This is a genomic window from Streptomyces albiflavescens (assembly GCF_014645835.1).
GTDB lineage: Bacteria > Actinomycetota > Actinomycetes > Streptomycetales > Streptomycetaceae > Streptomyces > Streptomyces albiflavescens.
Genome location: NZ_BMMM01000006.1, coordinates 158,382 through 181,566, shown reverse-complemented (window position 1 = coordinate 181,566; position 23,185 = coordinate 158,382). Strand labels below are relative to the sequence as shown.

Sequence of the window (23,185 nt, the reverse complement as noted above, 5' to 3'; positions counted from 1 at the left end):
AGGGGACTCACCCGGATTTCTGAAGCCGCGACCCACGGATGCCCGCCCAGAGGTGGTGGCCGGGCGACGAGCGGCCCCGTCCGTGCGAGGATCGGGGAGTCAAAAGAAGGCAACGGAAGGCAGATCGTGGCTGAGCAGCTCTACGCCACCCTGAAGACCAACCAAGGCGACATCGAAGTCCGGCTTCTGCCGAACCACGCGCCCAAGACGGTCCGGAACTTCGTCGAACTCGCCAAGGGCGAGCGTGAGTGGGTCAACCCGGAAACGGGTGTGCAGTCCACGGACAAGCTCTACGACGGCACGGTCTTCCACCGGGTGATCAGCGGCTTCATGATCCAGGGCGGTGACCCGCTGGGCAACGGCACCGGCGGACCCGGCTACCAGTTCGAGGACGAGTTCCACCCGGACCTCGCCTTCGACAAGCCGTACCTGCTGGCCATGGCCAACGCCGGCCCGGCCACCAACGGCTCGCAGTTCTTTATCACCGTCTCCCCGACGGCCTGGCTGACCCGCAAGCACACCATCTTCGGCGAGGTCGCCAACCCGGCCAGCCAGAAGGTCGTGGACGCCATCGCGAGCACCCAGACCAACCCGCGCACCGACCGCCCGGTCAACGACGTCGTCATCCAGTCCGTCGTCGTCGAGACCCGCGAAGGCTGAGCCCAACGGCACGCCGCGGCTCGACACCACCGAGTCCGAAGGCTCCCGCAGGGAACCAAACGCCCCGTTCATCCGTAAGGATGGACGGGGCGGTGCGTTGCGCACACGGACCCGGTGTGCCCGCTCGCGAGCCGTCGTACGGAGATTGAGGGGACCCCATGGACCAGGCGCCAGGCAGCCCACAGGACCCGCGGGATCAGGGACCGCGGGACGCCCGAAGCCTGCCCACCTGCTACCGGCACCCGGACCGCGAGACCGGCATCCGCTGCACCCGCTGCGAGCGCCCGATCTGCCCCGAATGCATGGTCAGCGCCTCCGTCGGCTTCCAGTGCCCCGACTGCGTGCGCAGCGGCTCCGGCACCGGCCACTCCCCGGCGGCCACCCAGCCCCGCACCCTCGCGGGCGGCACCGTCACCGCGGACACCCGGCTCGTCACCAAGATCCTGATCGGCATCAACCTCGCCATCTACCTGGTGCAACTGTCGGTCGGGAACGCCTTCACCGACCGCTTCGATCTCTTCGGGCACGCCGTGCTCTCCGGCCAGTGGCAGGGCGTCGCCGACGGCCAGTGGTACCGAATGCTGACGTCGATGTTCCTGCACGGCAGCTACATCCACATCCTGTTCAACATGCTCAGCCTGTGGTGGATCGGCGGCCCCCTTGAGGCCGCCCTCGGCCGCGCCCGCTACCTCACCCTCTACTTCGTCTCGGGCCTCGCGGGCAGCGCGCTCAGCTACCTCCTCGCCGCGCCCAACCAGCCGTCGCTCGGCGCCTCCGGCGCCATCTTCGGCCTCTTCGGCGCAACCGCCGTCCTCATGCGCCGGCTCAACTACGACATGCGCCCGGTCATCGCCCTGCTGGTGATCAACCTGATCTTCACCTTCAGCCCGGGATTCAACATCGCCTGGCAGGCCCATATCGGCGGCCTCATCGGCGGCGTCCTCGTCGGCTACGCGATGGTCCACGCACCGCGCAAACGCCGGAACCTCACTCAGTACGGGGTGAGTGCCCTGGTCCTGGTCGCCGTGGTGGTCGCGACGCTGGTCAGGACGGCTCAGCTCACCTGAGGAAGTCCCCGGCTCACCTGGGGATGCCCACAGCTCGCCTGGGGATGCCCACAGCTCAGCTGAGGGAGCGCCCCGATCACCTGAGCAACCGATGTTGTCCACAGATCGTGGCGGATCTTGTGCACGCTGTGCGGGAACAGCTGTGCCCCCTGTCGCTGACCCGAGTTTTCCCAGGTCGGACAGGGGGCGAACAGGTTTACGGATCCCGGTAGGTCAGTCACACCGGCGTCAACCGCTGATGAGTTATCCACAGATCGTCTTTCTTTTCCACCTGTGGAAAACTGCTGTGGATAACTCAGTGGATAACCGTGGGCAGAGCTGCAGGCCGGAGTGGCCGGGACACCTCGGGAAGCGTTACTTCCACTGTGTGGAGACGCCGAACCCCGCCGCGATGAAGCCGAAGCCGACGACGATGTTCCAGTTGTCGAGGGCGTCGATCGGCAGGGATCCGTCCGTCACGTAGAAGACGACGATCCAGGCGAGGCCGATCAGGAACATGGCCAGCATGACCGGTGCGACCCAGCCGCGGCTGGTCAGCTTGATGTTGGTCGCCTGCTTCGCCGGCGGCGGCGTGTAGTCGGCCTTCTTGCGGATACGTGACTTCGGCACGAGGGTCTCTCCTGTCGATGCGCTGCGTGGCCGCGCAGGGAACTGGGGCGGGCTCCGGGGCAGCGTACAAGGGGACACTGAGCGCTCCCCCGGGCGTCCGTTAGCGTAGTGCTTCCGCGGCGCCGAAGGAGATAAGGGTACGTTGAGCAATTCTGCCGACACCCCAGGGACGGGTTCCAGTCCTGCCGGTACGCGCCGTTTCCGGCCCATACGCGTGCTGACCGCAGCCGTGTTCGCTCTCGCAGGCCTGATTTTCTTCACCAGCTTCAATACGGCCAAGGGCACCAATATCCGCACGGACACGTCCTTGCTGAAGCTCTCCGACCTGATCCAGGAGCGCAGCCACAAGAACGCGTCGTTGGACGAGTCCAACGGCGCCCTGCGCGACGACGTCGACGCCCTCGCCGGGCGGGAGGACGGCAGCAGCAAGGCCGAGGACGCCAAGCTCGCCGCTTTGGAGGAGAACGCCGGTACTCAGAAGCTCAAGGGCGAGGCCGTCACGGTCACGCTCAACGACGCCCCGCCGAATGCCACGGCCAAGCTGCCCGGTTACCCGGAGCCGCAGCCCGACTACCTGGTCATTCACCAGCAGGATCTGCAGGCGGTGGTGAATGCCCTGTGGCTGGGCGGTGCGAAGGGCATCAAGGTGATGGATCAGCGGCTGATCTCCACGAGCGCGGTGCGCTGCGTCGGCAACACCCTGATCCTTCAGGGCCGGGTGTACTCACCTCCGTACAAGATCACCGCAGTCGGTGACCCGCAGAAGCTTCAGGATGCCCTCGCTGCCTCCAAGGCGATCCAGAACTACATGGTGTACGTCAACGTCTACGGGCTCGGCTGGAAAGTCGAGAAGGACGGGACGGTGACTCTTCCTGGCTACTCGGGCACAGTGGATCTCCACTACGCGAAGCCTGTGGAGTAGCTGAAGCAGCTGCCGCTGGGGGGACCTTGTGTCGGTGCGAGTGGTCGTCAGGACGATCAGTGAACTGTGCATCACCGTCGGCACGCTGATCGTGCTCTTCGTGGTCTACGTGCTGTTCTGGACGGGTGTGAAGGCCGACAGCGCGATGGATCACCAGATCGATGTGCTGCAGAAGCAGTGGTCGAAGGGGTCGGTCGGGCAGGGGTCGAAGGGGCCCGCGGGTGGCACGGCCGCTCCGGCCACCGAGAGTCCGAAGGCGCCCGCCCCTTACAAATACGGCGGGCCCTTCGCGGTGATGTACATCCCGCGGCTTGGTTTCACGTGGAACAAGCCGGTGCTGGAGGGCACCGCCACGAGCGTCCTGAAGAAGGGGCTCGGCCACTACAGGGGCACGGCCCAGCTGGGGCAGACGGGGAACTTCGCGGTGGCCGGCCACCGGCGCACGTACGGCGATCCCTTCAAGGACTTTCCGAAGCTGCGCCGGGGTGACGCGGTGGTGCTGACCGATGGGGCGACCTGGTTCACGTACCGGATCGACAAAGGTCCTTACAAAACCGTGCCCGCGGACATTGAGGTGATCGACGCTGTGCCACGTAAGTCCGGGTACACGCGGCCGGGCCGCTATCTCACGCTGACCACGTGCGACCCGGAGTGGGGGCACAGCCATCGGCTGATCGTCTGGGCGCACCTTGATTCCACGCAGCCTGTGGAGGCTGGGAAACCGCAGGCTCTACGCCGTTAGTCTGGTGCTGTACGGCATGAGTCCGGTGGTGTGTGATGTGGCTCCGGTGCCGTGGTGCGACGGAAGGGACGGCATGTACGGCTGGATCTGGCGGCATCTGCCGGGGAATGTATGGGTGAGGGCGCTGGTCTCACTCGTACTGGTCCTCGCGGTGGTCTACGTGTTGTTCCAGTACGTCTTCCCGTGGGCCGAACCACTGCTTCCCTTCAACGACGTGACGGTGGACAACCAGTGAGCGCGCGCATTCTTGTCGTGGACAACTACGACAGCTTCGTCTTCAACCTGGTGCAGTACCTGTACCAGTTGGGCGCCGAGTGCGAGGTGCTGCGCAACGACGAGGTGTCGACTGCGCACGCCCAGGACGGTTTCGACGGGGTGCTGCTGTCGCCGGGCCCGGGCGCTCCCGAACAGGCCGGGGTCTGCATCGAGATGGTCCGGCACTGTGCCGCGACCGGTGTCCCTGTCTTCGGTGTCTGTCTCGGCATGCAGTCGATGCAGGTGGCGTACGGCGGTGTGGTGGACCGGGCGCCCGAGTTGCTGCACGGCAAGACCTCGCTCGTGGAGCACCATGGGAAGGGCGTCTTCGAGGGGCTGCCGTCGCCGTTCACGGCCACGCGCTACCACTCGCTGGCGGCCGAGCCGGAGACCGTCCCGGACGAGTTGGAGGTCACGGCTCGCACCCACGACGGAATCATCATGGGCCTCAGACACCGTGAACTTCCCGTCGAGGGCGTGCAGTTCCACCCCGAGTCGGTGCTGACCGAGCACGGGCACCGGATGCTCGCCAACTGGCTGATGGAGTGTGGCGACAAGGTGGCCGTGGCGAGGTCGGCGGGGCTCGCCCCGGTGGTGGGCAGGGCCACGGCGTGACCGCGCTGCGCCCCGAGCGCGACAGCTCCCCCTATGGCGGCGAGGCCGCGTACGGGGGCGCTGACGCGTTCGAGGGCGCGGGCGCCTTGGGGGGCGCGGGTGCTTTCGAGGCGGCGGTGGAGCGGCTCGCGGATCCGCTGACGGATCCGCTGCCCGGGCAGCAGCCCACCGGCCGGCAGGAGGAGTGGTACGACCCGGAGGGCTATGCCCGCGACTGGTATGCGGGGCAGGACCCTGCGCAGCCGCAGCCGCAGCCGCAGCCGCAGCCGCAGCCCGCGCGACAGGTGCAGCAGCCGCTGCAGCAGTCGGCGCCGTCGTACGAGGAGACGTACGCCCGGCCGTTCGAGGAGCCGGTGGCGGTCCCCTACGAGGAACCGGTCGCCGCTCCCTACGAGGAATCCGTCGTCGCGCCCCTGCCGTTGGACGATGAGACGGTGGCGCTGCGGATCCCGGAAGCGCCCCGCATAGCCGGGAGCGCCACGGGCGTGGCTGGGAGTGCGGCCGGGAGCGGGTCCTTGCCCGCGCCAGGGGGCCGTGCGGCGCGACGCAAGGCGGCACGGCGTCATGGGCGGCACGGCGGAGCTCAGGAGCCCCAGGAGTCGCAGGAGCCCCAGGAGTCGGCGGAGAAGGCCGCTGAGGCGCCTCTGAGTCGTATGGAGGCCCGGCGGGCGGCGCGGGCGCGGAAGCCCAGTGCGGGTGTCATCGTGAGCCGGGTGGTCGGCGAGGTGTTCATCACCACCGGCGTGGTGATGCTGCTGTTCGTGACCTACCAGCTGTGGTGGTCGAATGTGCGGGCGCATCAACAGGCGGGCAGCGCCGCGCACCACCTCCAGCAGGACTGGGCGAGCGGCAAGCGGAACCCGGGGACTTTCGCGCCCGGGCAGGGGTTCGCCATTCTGCACATCCCGAAGCTGGATGTGGTCGCGCCGATTGCGGAGGGCACGAGCAAGACGAAGGTGCTCGACCGCGGGATGGTCGGCCATTACGGCGAGGGCGCGACCAAGACCGCGATGCCGGACGCCAAGTCGGGCAACTTCGGGCTCGCTGGGCATCGGAACACGCACGGCGAACCGTTCCGGTACATCAACCGGCTCAAGCCGGGCGACGAGATCGTGGTCGAGACGCAGGACGACTACTACGTCTACGAGATGACGTCGATTCTGCCGGTGACGAGTCCGAGCAACACGAGCGTGCTCGATCCGATACCCAAGGGTTCGACTTTCACCAAGCCGGGCCGCTACATCACACTGACCACCTGCACGCCGGAATTCACCAGCAAGTACCGGATGATCGTCTGGGGCAAGATGGTCCAGGACCGGCCGCGCAGCAAGGGCAAGCCGGACGCGCTCGTCGACTGAGAGGTCGACTGAGCGGTCGGCCCAGAACACTTGAGACAACCTGCGACAGACCAGACGGGGCAGATGCACAGTGGCAGCGAGGACCGACCACGGGGGGCGCGCCGAATTCGACGCCGAGGCTGGATCGGCTGCGCCCGCACCGCGACGCCGCGGTTCCGGTCGTGTCGCGATGGCGGTCAGCGTCTTCGGTGAACTCCTCATCACCGCGGGTCTGGTGCTCGGCCTGTTCGTCGCCTACTCCCTGTGGTGGACGAACGTCGTCGCGGACCGTGCGGCGCACAAGCAGGGCGACAAGGTCCGCGACAACTGGGCGCAGGACAAGGGCGGCCCTGGGGCGCTGGACACCAAGGCCGGTATCGGCTTCCTGCACGTCCCGGCGATGAAGAACGGCGAGGTGCTCGTGGAGAAGGGCACGTCGACCAAGGTCCTCAACAACGGCGTGGCCGGCTATTACACCGACCCCGTCAAGGCGGCCCTGCCGATGACCGGCAAGAACGGCAACTTCACCCTCGCCGCTCACCGGGATGGCCACGGCGCCAAGTTCCACAACATCGACAAGATCAAAAAGGGCGACCCGATCGTCTTCGAGACCAAGGACAAGTGGTACGTCTACAAGGTCTACTGGATCCTCCCGGAGACCTCGAAGTACAACGTCAAGGTCCTCCAGCAGGTCCCCAAGCAGTCTGGCAAGAAGAAGCCCGGCCACTACATCACGCTGACGACCTGCACGCCGGTGTACACGTCCCGGTATCGGTACGTGGTGTGGGGCGAGCTGGAGCGCGTGGACAAGGTGGACAGCGACCGGACTCCGCCGAAGGAACTGCGCTGAACGGCAGCCCTCTGTAGGGGGGTTGGTCACCTAGGATGACGAAGGCCCGAAGCCGCAACTTGCTCTTGCGACTTCGGGCTCTTTCGGTTGCCTCTGGTGACGCCTACTGGAGGACAGGGAGTGGAACTCCAGCGCTCCACTTCTCCAGGTGGGCGCGGTCCACGAGGGTGACGCCGCAGCTCTCCGCGATGGCACGTGCGGCGGGCGTGAATGATGTCGTAGCGACGAAGAGTGCCACGTCGGCCGCGTGCTGGACGTGTGAAGCGCCGAGGAACTTCTGCAGTTCGCCGCTCCACACGGGGCGGTATGGCGCGAAGCTCTTGCACTGTGCGACGACCGTGCGGCCGTCGGCGGTGCACGCCGTGACATCCACTCCCCGGTCACCTGGACCGCCGTGCACGATGACCTCCGTACAGCCGTCGCGGCGCAGCAGAACGGCGATGTGGTGCTCGAACTCCCGCCAGTTCATGGCGTCGATCGAGGCCATGATCCCGGTGTACGGGCGTGGACCACGAGTGTGTTCGAGATCCGTGATGCGGGCGTCGTGGTCGCACAGCCGCTGCTCGACCCGCTGGACATCCTCACGTAGGGCGACGAGCTCCTGACGGTGTTCGCCCGAGGTTTCGATCAGGGCATTGAGCATCGGGACGACGGTCTTGCCAAGGATGTGGGTGATCTGTCGGTCGATGCGATCGTCCAGCGGCAGCGCGTTGCTGGGGGCAGGTTCCTTCATGGGGCGAGTGCGCGCCAGGTACTCCATATCGAGAAGGTAGGTGCGGACCTGGCGGGCGACGTCGCTGTCGCGGAGCAGCATGGCGACGTTGAGGACGGCCCGGCGGGACCAGAGGGCCAAGCTGGAGCGGGGCTGTGGATAACTCTGCGGATAGAGAGACAACGTGTCTCCCTTAAATCGCGAGAGCTCTTCTCCGCGCAGGATCCGCAGGCCGTTCACCGTCAGCTCGTCCCGGTGCCGCTGCGCCATCCGGTTGATAGCACGCTCCGCGACCTCGAAGTACGCCGCGACCATAGCCGTAGTCACGTGCATGCCATCCGGCAGCAGCGACAGCGCTTTGACTTTGTCCAGTACGTCCGTGCGCTCCAGCGCGCCGTCCCGCAGCGCCTTCGATTCCAACAGAGCCGCTTCGTTGATCACGTTCTGCCCCCTCTACTCGTGTGGTGGCCGTGTGGCCGGGGCAGAGCTCTGTTTCCCCACCCCACCCCTGGGCCCAGCGATCCTTGGAGCAGAAGGTGCAGGATCCGAGTGGTTCTGTTACACCGGAGCGATCAACTGCTGGAGACGTGCACGGCAAGGTGCCACGGATGCGCTTTCGGTTGCTCGGGCCGAGCGCGCTCGGTTGGGTAAACGAATCCGCACTCATCGAACGGAACACTTCTGCCTGCTCCGCACAATGTTTTCATGCTGCGTTCCAGCTACGTGGGCCGAGCTCACATATGGGATCGCGACGGTCGGGGGAAGCTTGCGAACACGATTGCGTCGACTTTCGGCCAGTCGACGGGTTCACCCACGGCTGGTAGCCGATGCTCACCGGGTGCCTGGCGAGCGAGCCGGGCAAAGCATTGTGTCGCGGTCGCGCGAGTTGTGCGCAGTGACGTCATGTCTTGAGGGAATTTTGCAGTATTGAACGTGGTCGCTGACGGGGACTGAAATTTCATCCATCAAGACTGAGGAGATCCTGTCCGTATTGGAGTAGTTAGTCGGCAAGGTTCGCTTTCATGTCTGGCCGAAAATGTCACATGCTGCACGAGTTGTATGCTTTGCTGTCACTAGCTGCGGCCTAAAACGTACCAATGGGAGAGCGAGGAAAGATGAAGAAGGTTGCCATGAGGCTTTCTGCTGTGATGGGGGTGGTCGTATCAGCAAGCGTTTTGATGGCGCCGGCATCTCATGCAGCTGTTACGCCTCCACGCGACTGCTCAGGGTTCAACGAATATCTCGTTTGCGCTTATTCTAAGACGCATTTCAGTGGTACTAAAAAGTGGACGAATGAAGGTCCCTTTAAGTGCAAAAATATGCCGTGGGCCATAAAGTCCATAGCGAACCGAAACAACAATCAGCTGATCGTTTACAGTCAGAAGGATTGTAAGGGGCAGAAGCTCTATATGTACGGGAAGACGCAAGCTGATAATATTCCCGAGCTGTATCACATGTCGGGTCGCAGCTATCAGGTTTACTAGCCCCTTGTTCGGGCGAGCGGGTGGACTTAATCCAGCTGTAGTTGCGCACTGATTCTCGGCCATAAAACCATTGCTGTCCGATCTGCTGGGCAACGGTACGGCGATTGATGGATTGCTTAAACAGTGCGGCTGAATCCCCCGCTCAGGCGAGTCAACGAACGAACTGTGCCCCGCTCGGAGAGTTCCGGGCGGGGCACAGTCTTGTTCAGGGCGATGCTTCAGCCGGTGGTGCCGCCGAAGATGTTCGTACCGCCGTTGTCGGTGCCACCGTTGTTGTTTCCGCCCGCCGCGGTCAGGTTGACCGGGGTGTTCTTGGCGACCTGGCTGCCTGCTGGCGGGTCCTGGACGAAGACAATGGCGTTGTCGTCCTGCGAACCGGTGATGGTGCCGATCTGTAGGTTCGAGTCCCGGATGGCCTTCTTCGCGTCCTTGAGCGTCTGATTCGTCAGGGTCGGGACGGTCACCAGTTCCTGCTCGGCGGCCTTGCCGATCTGGATCGACACCTTGGAACCGGGGTCGGCCTGGGTGTTGGCCTGCGGAGACGTCTGGATGACCTTTCCGACCAGGTTGGGGTCGGCGGTCTCCACCTCGGTGCATTCGCCGACGAGGTTGTTGACCGTCATCTGCTGCTTGGCCTCGTCGCAGGTCTTGCCGGTGACGTCGGGGACCGGGACCTGTTTCTTCTGCTTGGCGACGGTGAGGGTGATCGTCGACCCCTTCTGCACCTCGTCACCGAGATTCGGGTCCTGCTGCAGGACGGTGTCCGGGTCCTCTGCGGATTCCTGGTACGTCGTCTCGACGTTGAACTGGTACTTGTCGGCCTCGAGGATCTGCTTGGCCTTGTCCAGCTTCTTGCCGAGAACGCTCGGCACCGCCACCTTCGGCGCCCCAGTCGACACCACCAGATTGATCGTGTCGCCCTTCTTCACCGTCGTGCCCGCTTGCGGGTCCTGGGAGCAGATGTTGCCCTTGGGTTCCTTCTCGCAGGGCCTCTTGGTGGTCGACAGCTTCAGATCGCGGTTCTCCGCCATCTTCGTGGCGTCGGTCAGCGTCTGGCTGACGAAGTTGGGCGCCTGGAACGTGTCATTGCTCGCCCCCTTGTCCTCGAACGCCCACTTCCCGATCAGGATCGCTCCGACAAGGACCAGGACGCCCGCCACGACCAGCAGGATTGTGGAGGTGTTGTTCTTCTTCTGGCGGCGGCGGTCGGGGCGGTCGTCGTAGCCGTAGCCGCCGTCGTCCGGGTTCGTCGGGGGCAGCATGGACGTGGCGCCCGCGTCCGCGGAGCGCAGGGCCGTGGTCGGCTGGTCGTCGGGGTAGCCGCCGTAGCCGACCGAGCCCATGGCGGCGGTGGCCGCGACGGGCTGGCCGTCGAGGCAGGCCTCGATGTCGGCGCGCATCTCGTCGGCGGACTGATAGCGGTAGTCCGGGTCCTTGACCAGCGCCTTCAGGACGATCGCGTCCATCTCGGGCGTGATCTCGGGGTCGAAGACGGAAGGCGGCTGGGCCTCCTCCCGCACGTGCTGGTACGCGACCGCGACCGGGGAGTCCCCGATGAAGGGGGGCCGGACCGTCAGCAGCTCGTACAGCAGGCAGCCGGTGGAGTAGAGGTCCGAGCGGGCGTCGACCTGCTCGCCCTTCGCCTGCTCCGGCGACAGGTACTGCGCCGTGCCGATGACCGCGGCCGTCTGCGTCATCGTCATGCCGGCGTCGCCCATGGCGCGGGCGATGCCGAAGTCCATCACCTTGACCTGGCCGTTGCGCGTCAGCATGACGTTCGCCGGCTTGATGTCGCGGTGGACGATGCCGTTTCTGTGGGAGTACTCGAGCGCCTGGAGGATGCCGATGGTCATCTCCATGGCGCGTTCGGGCAGCAGCTTGCGGCCCGAGTGCAGCAGCTCGCGCAGCGTGGACCCGTCGACGTACTCCATCACGATGTACGGAATGGAGGTCCCGTCGATGTAGTCCTCACCCGTGTCGTACACGGCGACGATCGCGGGATGGTTGAGCGAGGCGGCCGACTGGGCCTCCCGGCGGAACCGGGCCTGGAACGACGGGTCGCGCGCGAGGTCCGCCCGCAGCGTCTTCACCGCCACGGTGCGTCCGAGCCGGGTGTCATGCGCGAGGTAGACCTCCGCCATGCCACCACGGCCGAGCACCTGGCCCAGCTCGTACCGGCCGCCGAGGCGACGCGGCTCTTCCATAGCTACCTACCAGCCCTCTCCGTCGGTCCCGACCGCACAGGTGTGTGGTCCGGCGGTGTGCCGTCCGGGCATACCGTACCCGGCTCCGCTTCTGTGACCTGGCCAGAACCGTCACCCGATACAGGACCGGTATCGCAACGTGCACCGATGTGAAGGGGACGTGAGCGGGGTCACTTCTTGCTGTCGATGACTGCCTTCATCACGTCCCTTGCGATGGGGGCGGCGAGGCCGCCACCCGAGATGTCGTCACGGTTGGCGCTGCCGTCCTCGACGACCACGGCCACGGCGACCGGCGAGCTGCCGTCGCTGAGCTTGGCGTACGAGATGAACCAGGCGTACGGCTTCTCGCTGTTGTCGATGCCGTGCTGGGCGGTACCCGTCTTGCCGCCGACCGTCACACCGGGGATCGCGGCCCTGGTGCCGGTGCCGCCCGGCTTGATGACCGTCTCCATCATCGACTGCAGAACCTGCGCGTTCTTCTGGGAGAGCGGCTGGCTCAGCTTCTGCGGGTCGGTGTGCTCGATGACGTCCAGGTTGTGGGTGCTCAGCTCGCTGACCATGTACGGCTTCATCAGCGTGCCGTCGTTGGCGACGGCGGACGCCACCATGGCCATCTGCAGCGGGGTCGCGGCGGTGTTGTACTGGCCGATCGAGGACAGCGCGGTCTGCGACTTGTTCATGTCGTCGGAGAAGACCGAGGCGTTGGAGCGGACCGGCGTGAACTGCTCGGAGCCGAAGCCGAACTTCTTGGCCTCCTCCAGCATCTTGTCGTTGCCAAGGTCGGCGCCGACCTTGCCGAAGACGCTGTTGCAGGAGACCTGAAGGGCGACCCGCAGGGTGGCGTTCTTGCAGGGCAGGTTGCCCTCGTTGGGCAGCACGGTGGTGGTGCCCGGCATGGTCCACGGGTCCGGCGAGTCCGTCTTGGTGTCCGCGTCCGGGACGAGCCCGTTCTCCAGCGCCGCGGCGGCGGTGACGACCTTGAAGGTGGAGCCCGGCGGGTAGGTCTCGCGCAGTGCGCGGTTGAGCATCGGGTCGTCGGGGTTGTTCTTCTTCTGGAGCTTGTTCCAGGCCTTGCCGTCCGTGTTGGTGCTGTTACCGGCGAACGTCGAGGGGTCGTACGACGGGGTGGAGGCCAGCGCCAGGATCGCGCCGGTCTTGGGGTCGATCGCGGCGACGGCGCCCTTCTTGTCGCCCAGGCCCTCGAAGGCGGCCTTCTGGGCGGCGCCGTTGAGGGTGGTGACGACGTTGCCGCCCTGCTTCTTCTTGCCCGTGACCATGTCGAGGGTGTTGCGGAAGAAGAGCCGGTCGTCGTTGCCGGTGAGGATGCCGTCGTCGATGTTCTCCAGCTGGCTGGCACCGAAGGCCTGTGAGACGTACCCGGTGACCGGTGCCCACATCGGGCCGTTCTTGTAGGTCCGCTTGTACTCGAAGTCGCTGTTCGTGGACTTCTTGGACCCGGTGATCGGGTCGCCGTCCACGATGATGTCGCCGCGCGGTGTGGCGTACCGCTCGATGGTGACGCGGCGGTTCTTCGGGTCGGTCCTGAGCTCGTCGGCCTGGACGTACTGGAGCCAGTTGTCGCGGATGAGCAGAGCCAGGACGAGGAGGCCGCAGAAGATCGCGATCCGGCGCAGGGGCTTGTTCACGGGCGGACCACCTGGGTCATCTCGGCGTCGGGGTTCGGGGCGGGCGCCGGGGCCGGGCGGCGTGCGGTGTCGCTGATGCGGATCAGGATGGCGATCAGGGCCCAGTTGGCGATGACGGAGGAACCGCCGGAAGCCAGGAACGGCATGGTCATACCGGTCAGCGGGATCAGGCCCATGACGCCGCCGGCGACTACGAAGACCTGGAGTCCGAAGGCGCCGGACAGACCGACGGCGAGGAGCTTGCCGAACGGGTCGCGGGCGGCGAGGGCGGTGCGGATGCCGCGTTCCACGATCAGACCGTAGATCAGCAGGATCGCCATGATGCCGGCCAGGCCCAGCTCCTCGCCGAAGGTGGCGAGGATGAAGTCGGAGTTGGCGGCGAACTTGATCAGCTCGGAGTGGCCCTGGCCGAGGCCGGTGCCGAGGGTGCCGCCGGAGCCGAACGCCCACAGCGCCTGCATGGCCTGCTCGGAGTGGACGACACCGTCCTTGACTCCGGCCTGGCTGAGCATGTACTCGTGCATCGGGTCGAGCCAGGCCTGCACACGCGTCTGGACGTGCGGTTCGAAGCTCGCCACGCCGACCGCGCCGGCGGCGGACATCAGCAGACCGAAGACGATCCAGCTGGTCCGCTCGGTGGCGACGTACAGCATGATGATGAACATTCCGAAGAACAGCAGCGACGTACCGAGGTCGGTCTCGAAGACCAGGATGAGGATCGAGATCGCCCAGACGACGAGGATCGGGCCGAGGTCGCGGCCGCGCGGCAGGTACAGGCCCATGAAGCGGCGGCTGGCGAGGGCCAGCGCGTCCCGCTTCACCATCAGGTAGCCGGCGAAGAAGACCGCCAGCACGATCTTCGCGAACTCACCGGGCTGGATGGAGAATCCGGCGACCGAGATCCAGATCTTGGCGCCGTAGGTGATGTCGGCGCCGAGGCCCGGGACCAGCGGGAGCAGCAGCAGGACCAGCGCGCCGACCATGGAGATGTAGGTGTAGCGCTGCAGGACGCGGTGGTCCTTGAGGAAGATCAGCACGACGACGAACAGGGCGATGGCCAGCGCGGTGTACATCAGCTGGCGCGGCGCCGCGTTGCCGGCCTGGTTGACCGACTGGAGCAGCTTGGACTGGTCGAGCCGCCAGATGACCACCAGGCCGAGCCCGTTCAGCAGCGTGGCCAGGGGCAGCAGCAGCGGGTCCGCGTACGGGGCGAACTTCCGTACGACGAGATGGGCGACTCCGGCCAGCAGCCCGAGGCCCAGGCCGTAGCCCAGCAGGCCGGACGGCACCTGGTCGTCGATGGCCAGGCCCACATTGGCATAGGCGAACACCGGGATGACAACGGCGAACACCAGGAGCGCCAGCTCGGTGTTGCGCCGGCTCGGTGTGCCGATCGAGCCGATCGTGGACGTGTGGTGCGTCGGCGTGTTCGTACTACTGCTCATCGTGTGACAGGGCCCCTCACGGCTGCTTACTGCTTACCGCACAGCGAGACCAGCTTCTGCTCTTCGTCGGAGAGGCTGGGGCCGGGTGTGGGAGTGGGTGCGGTCGTGGACTTGGAGGACGACGGTGCCGAGTTCGACGGGGTCGGCGTCGGGCTGGACGTGGCCTTGGACGTCAGGGAGGTCTTTGTGGTTCCCGTGGTTCCGCCGGCCTGGCCTTCACCGGTCTTGGAGTTGTTCTCGCTCTCGGCGGCGCGGCGCTGGGCGTCCTTCTCGCATGCGGAGGCCTGTACGGCGAGCTCGTCGATCTTCTTCTGCGCGTCGCTCAGGCCGCCTTCGGCGATGGTCGCCTTGACCTGCTTCTGCTGGTACGGCGGCAGGTACTTGAGTTCGATCTCGGGGTGGTCCTTCTCCACCTTCGAGAGCGAGACCCAGGCCAGGTCCTGGCTGATGCCCTGGTACAGCGCGACGTGCTCGCCCTTGGTGCCGACGTAGTACTGCGTCTGCGTCCAGCGGTAGCCGCCGTACAGGCCGCCGCCGATGACGGCGAGGGCGAGCGTGATGTAGAGGGATCTCTTCAGCCATTTGCGTCCGGCGCGCGGTTTGACGAAGTCCTCGTCGGAGTAGTCGCCGAAGCCGCCGGTGGGCACATAGCCGGTGGTGTCGCCGCTGCCGGGCGGGCCGAACTCGCCGCCCCCGCCCTGTCCGGGCACCGGACGGCCGAGGCTGGAGGCGCGGCCCGCGGGTGTCTGCATGGCGCCGTTGTCGTGCAGCTGGTGCTGGTTCTCGGCGACCGCGCCTACCACGACCGGGGTGTCGGAGAGCTGCCCGGCGAGGGTGTCTCCGGAGTCGATGTCGAGGACGTCGGCCACGATGACCGTGATGTTGTCGGGGCCGCCGCCGCGCAGCGCGAGCTGGATGAGCTCCTGCACGGTCTCCTGCGGGCCCTGGTAGCTGGCGAGGGTGTCCTCCATCGTCTGATGGGAGACGACCCCGGACAGCCCGTCGGAGCAGATCAGGTACCGGTCGCCGGCGCGGACCTCACGGATGGAGAGGTCGGGCTCGACGTGGTCGCCACTGCCCAGCGCGCGCATGAGGAGCGACCGCTGCGGGTGCGTGGTGGCCTCTTCCTCGGTGATGCGTCCCTCGTCGACCAGGCGCTGCACCCAGGTGTGGTCCTGTGTGATCTGCGTCAGTACGCCGTCCCGCAGCAGGTACGCACGCGAGTCGCCGACGTGGACGAGACCGAGCCGCTGCCCGGTCCACAGGAGCGCGGTGAGGGTCGTCCCCATGCCTTCGAGCTGGGGGTCCTCCTCGACCATCATCCTGAGCTGGTCGTTGGCACGCTGTACGGCGGTGCCGAGCGAGGTGAGGATGTCGGATCCGGGCACGTCGTCGTCGAGCGCGACGATCGTGGAGATCACCTCGGAGCTGGCGACCTCACCGGCGGCCTGGCCGCCCATCCCGTCGGCGATCGCGAGCAGGCGTGGACCGGCGTAGCCCGAGTCCTCGTTGCCCTCGCGGATCATGCCTTTGTGCGATCCGGCGGCGAAGCGCAGTGACAGACTCATGCGCACCTCGCCCGTCGGCTCCGGGTACATCCGCACGGTGCCCACCCTCCGGTCGGGAGCGCGCCGGAGCCCGTTGTGTGGGCTGCCGCTGCGTGCTCGCTCCGCTCGCTCATTGTCGTACTACTTCCGCAGCTCGATGACGGTCTTGCCGATGCGGATCGGCGCGCCCAGCGGTACGGGCGTGGGGGTCGTCAGTCGGCTCCGGTCGAGATACGTGCCGTTGGTGGAGCCGAGGTCCTCGACGATCCACTGGCCGTCCCGGTCCGGGTAGATCCTGGCATGCCTGCTGGACGCGTAGTCGTCGTCCAGCACGATGGTGCTGTCGTGGGCGCGGCCCAGCGTGATGGTCTGCCCCTGCAGCGCCACCGTCGTGCCCGTCAGGGTGCCCTCGGAGACGACCAGCTTGGTGGGGGCGCCGCGGCGCTGCCGACCGCCGCCGCTCGGTGCCGCCTGCTGGCGCTGCGGCGGCGGCGCGGTCTGTCGCGCGGCCTGCTGCGGCCTGTTGGCTTCCCGGCGCGAGCCGCGCTGTGTGACGCGCGTTCCGAACAGGTCGCTGCGGATGACCTGCACGGCCACGATCACGAACAGCCACAGTACGGCCAGGAAACCCAGCCGCATGACCGTGAGGGTCAGCTCTGACATTGCCCCCGCTTCACCCTTCGGCTTGCCGGTAAATGATGGTGGTGCTGCCCACGACGATCCGCGAGCCGTCGCGGAGCGTAGCGCGGGTGGTGTGCTGCCCGTCCACCACGATGCCGTTGGTGGACCCGAGATCCTGGATCGTCGAGGGCGTTCCGGTCCGGATCTCGCAGTGCCGGCGCGAGACGCCGGGGTCGTCGATCCGCACGTCGGCCTCGGTGCTGCGGCCCAGCACCAGCGTCGGGCGGGAGATCTGATGGCGGGTGCCGTTGACCTCGATCCAGTGCCGCATACGGGCGCCCGGCTGCGGGCCGGCCGGGGGGCGTGCGCCCATCGGCTGTCCCGTCGGGGCCGCGCCCGTCCGGCCGCCGGGCGGCGGCGCGGACGGCATGGGGGGAGCGGCCGCGGGCGGATAGCCGTAGCCACCCTGGCCGCGCGGGGCCGCCGGGGCGGGGCCCGCGGGGGCGCGCTCGGGAGCCTGCTGGTTGCTGGAGGAGGCGAGCGTACGGCTGCGCACCCGGTACAGACCGGTGTCGAGGTCGTCCGCCTTCTCCAGGTGGACCTTGATGGGGCCCATGAAGGTGTAGCGCTGCTGCTTGGCGTAGTCGCGCACCATGCCGGCGAGCTCGTCGCCGAGCTGGCCGGAGTAGGGGCTGAGGCGCTCGAAGTCCGGCGTGCTCAGCTCCACGATGAAGTCATTGGGGACGACGGTCCGGTCCCGGTTCCAGATGGTCGCGTTGTTGTCGCACTCCCGCTGGAGCGCTCCCGCGATCTCCACGGGCTGGACCTCGGACTTGAACACCTTGGCGAAGGTGCCGTTGACCAGACCTTCGAGACGCTGCTCGAACTTCTTCAGGACTCCCATGGGGCACCTCCTCCTTCGTAGCCGTCCTGGTACAGCTTGCTGTTGTCTTCCTGGTCCTGCGGGTCTTGTCGACCCCGCCGGTCCTGCGGGTCTTGCTGGTACTGCTTACTGATCGTATCCACGCGTCGGGAAATCGGCTGGTTCCCCCTGTCGGCCCGGTCGACGGTTGTCGACGCCTTCCGAAGTCCCCTCCCGAGGTTCCCTCCGAGGCACCTCTTCGAACTCCTCCCGGCACTACTCCTGCCAAGGATCGTAGAGGCGCCCCGTCACCAGTGTCCCGCACCTGACCGTGCGGCCCGTCCGGCTCCTGGAGAGATGCCCAGGACCGGTACGAGGTTGATACGTGAACCGGTTCTGGCTGAGACGTACGACGTGCGCCGACGTCGGTACGGGGGACGTGGCCTGCGCGGGAGCCCCGCCGGATGTGCCCGCGGGGCCTCGGGAAAGGGATGTGATTCCACCCCTGGCAGCGTGCTAATCTTCTCGATGTCGGCAGGCGCTCACACCACTTGGTGGGAGACGGACGACACACCCAATGCGCGGGTGGCGGAATAGGCAGACGCGCTGGATTCAGGTTCCAGTGCCCGCAAGGGCGTGGGGGTTCAACTCCCCCCTCGCGCACAGCTGAAAGCCCCGCAGGTCTTCGGACCTGCGGGGCTTTTGCGTTGTCGCGGGGCGCACGGGTGCGCCGTGTGATCATCCAGGGTGAGGACAATCACACGGCGCGGTTGGGGTGGGGGCGAGCCCCCGAGGGGTTACGCGGCGAGGCGCTCCGTGAGCTCCTTGGCCTTGGTGGCGGCGGCGTCGAGGGCCTTGCTGTGGGAGGCCTCGAAGAGGGGGACCAGCTCGGCCATCGCCGGGTTGTGCGGCGCCATCGTGAGCTCGGGGACGATGAAGTCGGGGTCCAGGGCGAGCATGTCGCGCAGGATGGCCTCCAGGTAGTTCTGCACGTACTCGTAGCCCTCGCGCGGGGTGCCCGGCGCGTAGGAGCCGCCGCGGCTGGCGACCACGGTGACCGGGGTGCCCTTCGCCTTCGACTCCTCGTTCATGGCGGTACGGCCCGCGAGGATCACGTTGTCCAGCCACGCCTTGAGGGTCGACGGGATCGCGAAGTTGTACATGGGCGCGCCGATCAGGATCGCGTCCGCGCGCTCCAGTTCCTCGATGAGCCGCACACGCTCGGCGAAAGCGGCCGCCTGCTCGGGGGTGTGGGTGTCCGGGGCGGCGAAGCCGGCGGTGTGGGCGTCGGCGGTGATGTGCGGCACGGGGTTCGCGGCGAGGTCGCGGTAGATCACCGTGCCGTCGGGGTGCTGCTCCTCCCAGACCTTGCGGAAGGCGTCCGTCACCGTGCGGGAGGCGGAGGCGGAGCCCGGAAATACGGACGAGTCGATGTGAAGGAGGGTGGCCATGGGGTGCTCCAAGCAAAGGGGGCTTCTGTTTCGTACTCGACTATGAATAACACAGCAGCTTACTTTTTTTCATCCCCTTGCGCGGGCGCAGTACTCTGAACCCATGGCGGAACGGGGAAGCCACGCCTCCGAGGCGTGTCAGCAGGTCAACGACGACATGGCGCGCGTCTTCCAACTGTTCGGAAAACGCTGGACGGGCCTGGTCGTGGCCGTTCTGCTGCAACGTCCTGTCCACTTCGCGGAGCTGCGCAGGGCGATCCCCGGCATCAGCGAGCGGATGCTCTCGGACCGGCTCACCGAACTCGGCGTGGCCGGACTGGTCGTGCGCGAGGTCGACGAAGGGCCTCCGCTGCGGGTCTCGTACCGTCTGACGGAGGCGGGAGCGGCGCTGGAGCCCGCGCTCAAGGAGCTCGGCTCCTGGGCGGAGAGGTACCTGCCGGAGAGCGCACCGTGCCGGAGGGAGCTCCGGAACTAGCCCGGTGCTTCTGTGGCTGACGGGCCGGTGCCTCCGTGGCCGAGCAGGCCGGCACTTCTCCTCGCTCCGCAGTCCGGACTTCTGTGGCCGTGGAGTTGTCCACAGGGTCTGACGCGTTTCGACGACCGGCTGTACGGTCAGCACGAGTTGATGTTCGTGCACGGGGGAGGCGGTCGGAATGACCGAGCTCGGGACAGCGGGTCCGGCGCAGCAGGCGCCCAGGGCCTTCGGGGTACGGGAATTCGCGGTGCGCGGATTTGCCGCACGGCCGGTGCAGGGCTCGCCCAAAGAAGAGGGGAAGGCCCTGCGTGGGCAGGTCCCGCGCGGCGCGCACGCCGAGCTGACGGTGGACGCCGGCCGGCCGGAGGCCGTGACCGCGGTCGAGGAGTCCAACCGCGGCCGGATTCCCGGGCTGACGCCGATACGGGTCGGCAGGATGGCGGCCACCCCCTTCGCCTTCCTGCGCGGTTCGGCGGGCCTCATGGCGTATGACCTCGCGCGCACCCCGGTGACCGGCATCGGCGCCCAGATATGCGGTGACGCGCACGCGGCGAACTTCGGTCTGTACGGGGACGCGCGCGGCGGCCTCGTCATCGACCTGAACGACTTCGACGAGACGGTGCACGGCCCCTGGGAGTGGGACCTCAAGCGGCTCGCCACCTCGCTCGTCCTCGCGGGCCGGGAGGCCGGGGCGGACGAGGACACCTGCCGGGCCGCCGCACACGACACCGTGGGCGCGTACCGCCGCACCATGCGCCTGCTGGCCAAGCTGCCGGTACTGGACGCGTGGAACGCGATCGCCGACGAGGAGCTCGTCTCGCACACCGACGCCCATGATCTGCTCGGCACGCTGGAGAGGGTCTCGGAGAAGGCGCGGGCCAACACCAGCGGCCGGTTCGCCGCGAAGTCGACGGAGCCGGCGGAGGACGGCGGCCGACGCTTCGTGGACGCGCCGCCGGTGCTGCGCCGGGTACCCGACGCGGAGGCGGCGGCGGTCGCCGCGTCCCTGGAGCACTATCTGACGACGCTCTCGGAGGACCGCCTCCCGCTCCTCGCCCGGTACGCGGTGCACGACGTCGCCTTCCGTGTCGTCGGCACCGGCAGCGTGGGCACCCGCTCCTACGTTGTGCTGCTCCTGGACCACCGTGGCGAAGCCCTCGTGCTCCAGGTGAAGGAGGCCCGTGCCTCGGCACTGCTCCCGCACCTGGCGACCGCCGGGCACCCGATACCCGACGTGTCGCACGAGGGCCGCCGCGTGGTCCTCGGCCAGAAGCGCATGCAGGTCGTCAGCGACATCCTGCTCGGCTGGACCACGGTCGAAGGCCGCCCCTTCCAGGTACGACAGTTCCGCAACCGCAAGGGCAGCGTCGACCCCGCCGCCCTCGCCGCCGACCAGGTGGACGACTACGCCCGCATGACCGGCGCCCTCCTCGCCCGTGCCCACGCCCACAGCGCCGACCCACGCCTCATCGCCGGATACTGCGGCAAGAACGAGGAGCTCGACGAGGCCGTCGCGTCGTTCGCCGTGGCGTACGCGGACCGCACGGAGGCCGACCATGCGGAGTTGGTGGGGGCGGTGCGGGACGGGAAGATCGCGGCTGAGCTGGGGGTGTGAGGTCGGTGGAGCGCGGCGTCGCGGAGCATCGCGAAGAGCGCGTCGGCACGGCGACAGCGGGTTGATCCGGTGGGCCTCTTCGACAAACTGACCGGCACGAAGCGCCCTGCCAGTGGTGTCGCACCGCGTTCCAGCGAGGAAGTCCGGTCGGTGCTGCTCGGGGGCTTGGCTTCGGCGGGGTACGGGGCATGACGCCGGTGGGGCATGGGGCTTGGCTTCGGTGGGGTGCGGGGGCATGACGCCGGTGCGGCACGGAGCTTGGCGTCGGTGGGGCGTGGATTCGGCGAAGGACTCCGCGGTCACTGCCTTCTGCGCGTGGCCTACGCTGGTCGCGTGACGACGCCGGAAGCCGAGCAGAGCCAGTCCGAGCCCACCGATGAAGGGGTGCGGGAGCAGTCCGGTGCCCTGGAGGACGGTGCGGACGAGTCCGACCGGTCCGACGCGACGGGGTTCTCGCAGGCGGCTCCCGAGGGCGAGAAGTCCTCGGCAGCGGCGCCCGAGGCGGAGACACTCCAGCCCGCGGACACCGAGGGTGCCGCACGGCCCGAGGAGCGGTTGGAGCGGGCCGTGCGGGCGGCCGAGCAGGCGTTGATCGAGTTCGAGATCGCCGTGGAGACCTTCCGGGTCGAGGTCGAGAACTTCTCGCGGCTGCACCACCAGAAGCTCGGACCGATGTACTCCCGGCTCGACGAGCTGGATGCCCAGATCGCCGAGGCACGGGCCGCGCGCACCGGCGACCCGGAGGACATACGCACAGCGCACGAGGCGCGGGCCCGGGTCATGCCCATGCCCGGCGTCGAGGAGCTGTTTCACGGCTGGATGGACTCGGAGGGCCTGTTCCCGGAGGCCGTGGCGATGCTCACCGACCAGCCCGTACGGCCCCCGCAGCGCGTGCGCCCCAGCGAGGAGGCCCGCAAGCTCTTCCGCGAGCTGGTCCGCAAGGCCCACCCCGACCTGGCACAGGACGAGGACGAGCGCAAGCGGCGCGACGAGTTCATCGCCCGGGTGAACGCGGCGTACAGCCGAGGCGACGAGGCCCTGCTGCGGGAGCTCTCCGAGGAGTGGGCCGCGGGTCCCACGCCCGAGGAGTGGAAGCCGAGCCGCAGCGAGGAGCTGTACGCCCGCCTCGAATGGCTCGCCCAGCGCAAGGAAATGCTCACCTTCGTCGCCCACGAACTGGAGGAGAGCGCCATCGGCGCCATGCTCAAGCTGGCCCCGGACGACCCGGACCGCCTCCTGGAGGAAATCGCCGAACAGCTGCTGGCCCAGGTCGGCGAGCGCGAGGCGGAGCTGGCCCAGCTGATCGCCCAGGCTCCCTGAGGCCTCCGAGCTCCTGAAGGGGATCGGGCCGTCGACAGGGGATGGGGCTGTCGACGCGGTCAGGTAGCGTCGGAGGCATGAGTTTCGGAGTTGGTGTGCCCACGGTCGAGGTCGGGAATCTCGCGGACGGCGACTTCCTGCTGGACGTCCGGGAGGACGACGAGTGGGAGGCAGGTCATGCCGAGGGGGCGCTGCACATCCCCATCAGTGAGTTCGTCGCCCGCTACGGCGAGCTGACCGAGGCGGCCCCGCAGGACGGCCGGGTCCATGTGATCTGCCGCTCCGGTGGCCGTTCGGCCCAGGTCACGCAGTACCTGGTTCAGCAGGGCATCGACGCTGTGAATGTCGACGGCGGCATGCAGGTCTGGGCAGCTGTCGGCCGCCCGGTCGTGGACGACAAGGGTCAGCCGGGCTTCGTGCTCTAGGTCCTGTCGTCACATTCCCGTCGTCCGCCCGGAGGGCGGGGCAGACGGGAATTTGACGACAGGGCCTAGTCCCCCGGGGACCGGGGGTACCGGCCACCGGTGGCGGCGGACGTGAGCCCGCGCGGCGGCGCGTGCTCGGCGCCGTCGGCCGGCGATCGGCCCCGCCAGTGCGGCGCCCGAACAGGTCCTGGGGCGCCTGGCGTGCTGCTCAGCCCGGCGGGTTCGACGTGCGGTGGGTGCGACGTGCGGTGGGTGGCCGGGTCCGACGTGCGGCGGGTGCGACGTGCGGTGGGTGGCGGGGTCCGACGTGCGGCGGGTGTG

The 23,185-nt window shown here is 67.6% G+C and carries 22 protein-coding genes and 1 tRNA gene; 14 read left to right on the top strand and 9 right to left on the bottom strand.

Translation table 11 applies throughout. The annotated features are described in order from the left end of the window. Window positions 1–126: 126 nt before the first annotated feature. Window positions 127–660 carry a peptidylprolyl isomerase gene (locus IEY95_RS18340; protein WP_189187116.1) on the top strand — a complete coding sequence of 178 codons (534 nt, stop codon included), beginning with the start codon at window positions 127–129 and terminating at the stop codon, window positions 658–660. Between the two features lie 158 nt (window positions 661–818). Then, entirely contained in the window at window positions 819–1,727 is a 909-nt protein-coding gene (locus IEY95_RS18335; protein WP_189187115.1) for a rhomboid family intramembrane serine protease, read from the top strand. A 354-nt stretch (window positions 1,728–2,081) separates the two neighbouring features. Here the strand turns inward: IEY95_RS18335 and crgA are convergent, their stop codons facing one another. After that, window positions 2,082–2,336, bottom strand: a complete 255-nt coding sequence (gene crgA, locus IEY95_RS18330; RefSeq protein ID WP_189187114.1) for a cell division protein CrgA — start codon at window positions 2,334–2,336, stop codon at window positions 2,082–2,084. A 142-nt stretch (window positions 2,337–2,478) separates the two neighbouring features. On the opposite strand from crgA, the gene IEY95_RS18325 reads away from it, so the two are divergent. The 6 genes from IEY95_RS18325 to IEY95_RS18300 all read left to right on the top strand — a co-directional run bounded on the left by IEY95_RS18325 (window position 2,479) and on the right by IEY95_RS18300 (window position 7,057). Next, entirely contained in the window at window positions 2,479–3,258 is a 780-nt protein-coding gene (locus tag IEY95_RS18325) for a DUF881 domain-containing protein (RefSeq protein WP_189187113.1), read from the top strand. A 34-nt stretch (window positions 3,259–3,292) separates the two neighbouring features. Beyond that, window positions 3,293–4,000: a class E sortase gene (locus IEY95_RS18320; protein ID WP_189187112.1), complete on the top strand. Its 708-nt coding sequence runs from the start codon at window positions 3,293–3,295 to the stop codon at window positions 3,998–4,000. Between the two features lie 16 nt (window positions 4,001–4,016). Then, complete coding sequence (locus IEY95_RS18315) at window positions 4,017–4,235, top strand: hypothetical protein (RefSeq protein WP_189187111.1); 219 nt, start codon at window positions 4,017–4,019, stop codon at window positions 4,233–4,235. After that, complete coding sequence (locus tag IEY95_RS18310; protein ID WP_189187110.1) at window positions 4,232–4,870, top strand: aminodeoxychorismate/anthranilate synthase component II; 639 nt, start codon at window positions 4,232–4,234, stop codon at window positions 4,868–4,870. The genes IEY95_RS18315 and IEY95_RS18310 overlap by 4 nt, the downstream gene beginning before the upstream one ends. Next, window positions 4,867–6,228: a class E sortase gene (locus IEY95_RS18305; protein ID WP_189187109.1), complete on the top strand. Its 1,362-nt coding sequence runs from the start codon at window positions 4,867–4,869 to the stop codon at window positions 6,226–6,228. The genes IEY95_RS18310 and IEY95_RS18305 overlap by 4 nt, the downstream gene beginning before the upstream one ends. Before the next feature lie 169 nt (window positions 6,229–6,397). Continuing rightward, complete coding sequence (locus IEY95_RS18300; RefSeq protein ID WP_189187108.1) at window positions 6,398–7,057, top strand: class E sortase; 660 nt, start codon at window positions 6,398–6,400, stop codon at window positions 7,055–7,057. A gap of 103 nt (window positions 7,058–7,160) precedes the next feature. On the opposite strand, the gene IEY95_RS18295 is transcribed toward IEY95_RS18300, so the two are convergent. After that, window positions 7,161–8,210, bottom strand: coding sequence for a restriction endonuclease (locus IEY95_RS18295; protein ID WP_189187107.1), 1,050 nt, complete (start codon window positions 8,208–8,210; stop codon window positions 7,161–7,163). 656 nt (window positions 8,211–8,866) lie between these two features. On the opposite strand from IEY95_RS18295, the gene IEY95_RS50720 reads away from it, so the two are divergent. After that, window positions 8,867–9,253 carry a peptidase inhibitor family I36 protein gene (locus IEY95_RS50720; RefSeq protein ID WP_373294488.1) on the top strand — a complete coding sequence of 129 codons (387 nt, stop codon included), beginning with the start codon at window positions 8,867–8,869 and terminating at the stop codon, window positions 9,251–9,253. A gap of 218 nt (window positions 9,254–9,471) precedes the next feature. Here the strand turns inward: IEY95_RS50720 and pknB are convergent, their stop codons facing one another. The 6 genes from pknB to IEY95_RS18260 all read right to left on the bottom strand — a co-directional run bounded on the left by pknB (window position 9,472) and on the right by IEY95_RS18260 (window position 17,620). Continuing rightward, on the bottom strand, window positions 9,472–11,457 hold the full coding sequence (gene pknB, locus IEY95_RS18285; RefSeq protein ID WP_189187105.1) for a Stk1 family PASTA domain-containing Ser/Thr kinase: 1,986 nt from the start codon (window positions 11,455–11,457) through the stop codon (window positions 9,472–9,474). A gap of 170 nt (window positions 11,458–11,627) precedes the next feature. Further along, window positions 11,628–13,103, bottom strand: coding sequence for a peptidoglycan D,D-transpeptidase FtsI family protein (locus IEY95_RS18280; RefSeq protein ID WP_189187104.1), 1,476 nt, complete (start codon window positions 13,101–13,103; stop codon window positions 11,628–11,630). After that, a complete protein-coding gene (locus IEY95_RS18275; RefSeq protein ID WP_189187103.1) occupies window positions 13,100–14,548 on the bottom strand; it encodes an FtsW/RodA/SpoVE family cell cycle protein in 1,449 nt (482 codons plus the stop codon). The genes IEY95_RS18280 and IEY95_RS18275 overlap by 4 nt, the downstream gene beginning before the upstream one ends. Window positions 14,549–14,574: 26 nt before the next feature. Continuing rightward, window positions 14,575–16,146 (bottom strand): Stp1/IreP family PP2C-type Ser/Thr phosphatase, encoded by a 1,572-nt coding sequence (locus IEY95_RS18270; protein WP_189187363.1) that lies wholly within the window; start codon window positions 16,144–16,146, stop codon window positions 14,575–14,577. A 90-nt stretch (window positions 16,147–16,236) separates the two neighbouring features. Further along, complete coding sequence (locus tag IEY95_RS18265; protein WP_189187102.1) at window positions 16,237–16,758, bottom strand: FHA domain-containing protein FhaB/FipA; 522 nt, start codon at window positions 16,756–16,758, stop codon at window positions 16,237–16,239. A 10-nt stretch (window positions 16,759–16,768) separates the two neighbouring features. Further along, window positions 16,769–17,620, bottom strand: coding sequence for an FHA domain-containing protein (locus IEY95_RS18260; protein ID WP_189187101.1), 852 nt, complete (start codon window positions 17,618–17,620; stop codon window positions 16,769–16,771). Between the two features lie 537 nt (window positions 17,621–18,157). Between IEY95_RS18260 and IEY95_RS18255 the strand changes: the two genes are divergently transcribed. Continuing rightward, window positions 18,158–18,241: transfer RNA gene (locus IEY95_RS18255), tRNA-Leu, on the top strand. Window positions 18,242–18,375: 134 nt separating this feature from the next. Here IEY95_RS18255 and IEY95_RS18250 read toward each other — a convergent pair. Further along, a complete protein-coding gene (locus IEY95_RS18250; protein WP_189187100.1) occupies window positions 18,376–19,029 on the bottom strand; it encodes an FMN-dependent NADH-azoreductase in 654 nt (217 codons plus the stop codon). 103 nt (window positions 19,030–19,132) lie between these two features. Between IEY95_RS18250 and IEY95_RS18245 the strand changes: the two genes are divergently transcribed. The 4 genes from IEY95_RS18245 (at window position 19,133) to IEY95_RS18230 (ending at window position 22,864) form a co-directional block, all read left to right on the top strand. Further along, window positions 19,133–19,504 (top strand): winged helix-turn-helix transcriptional regulator, encoded by a 372-nt coding sequence (locus tag IEY95_RS18245; RefSeq protein ID WP_189187099.1) that lies wholly within the window; start codon window positions 19,133–19,135, stop codon window positions 19,502–19,504. 178 nt (window positions 19,505–19,682) lie between these two features. Then, window positions 19,683–21,119 (top strand): DUF2252 domain-containing protein, encoded by a 1,437-nt coding sequence (locus IEY95_RS18240; RefSeq protein WP_189187098.1) that lies wholly within the window; start codon window positions 19,683–19,685, stop codon window positions 21,117–21,119. Window positions 21,120–21,452: 333 nt separating this feature from the next. After that, the gene (locus IEY95_RS18235) at window positions 21,453–22,439 is read left to right on the top strand and encodes a hypothetical protein (RefSeq protein ID WP_189187097.1); all 987 of its coding nucleotides are present in this window, start codon (window positions 21,453–21,455) and stop codon (window positions 22,437–22,439) included. Window positions 22,440–22,534: 95 nt separating this feature from the next. Further along, complete coding sequence (locus tag IEY95_RS18230) at window positions 22,535–22,864, top strand: rhodanese-like domain-containing protein (protein WP_189187362.1); 330 nt, start codon at window positions 22,535–22,537, stop codon at window positions 22,862–22,864. Window positions 22,865–23,185 lie beyond the last annotated feature (321 nt).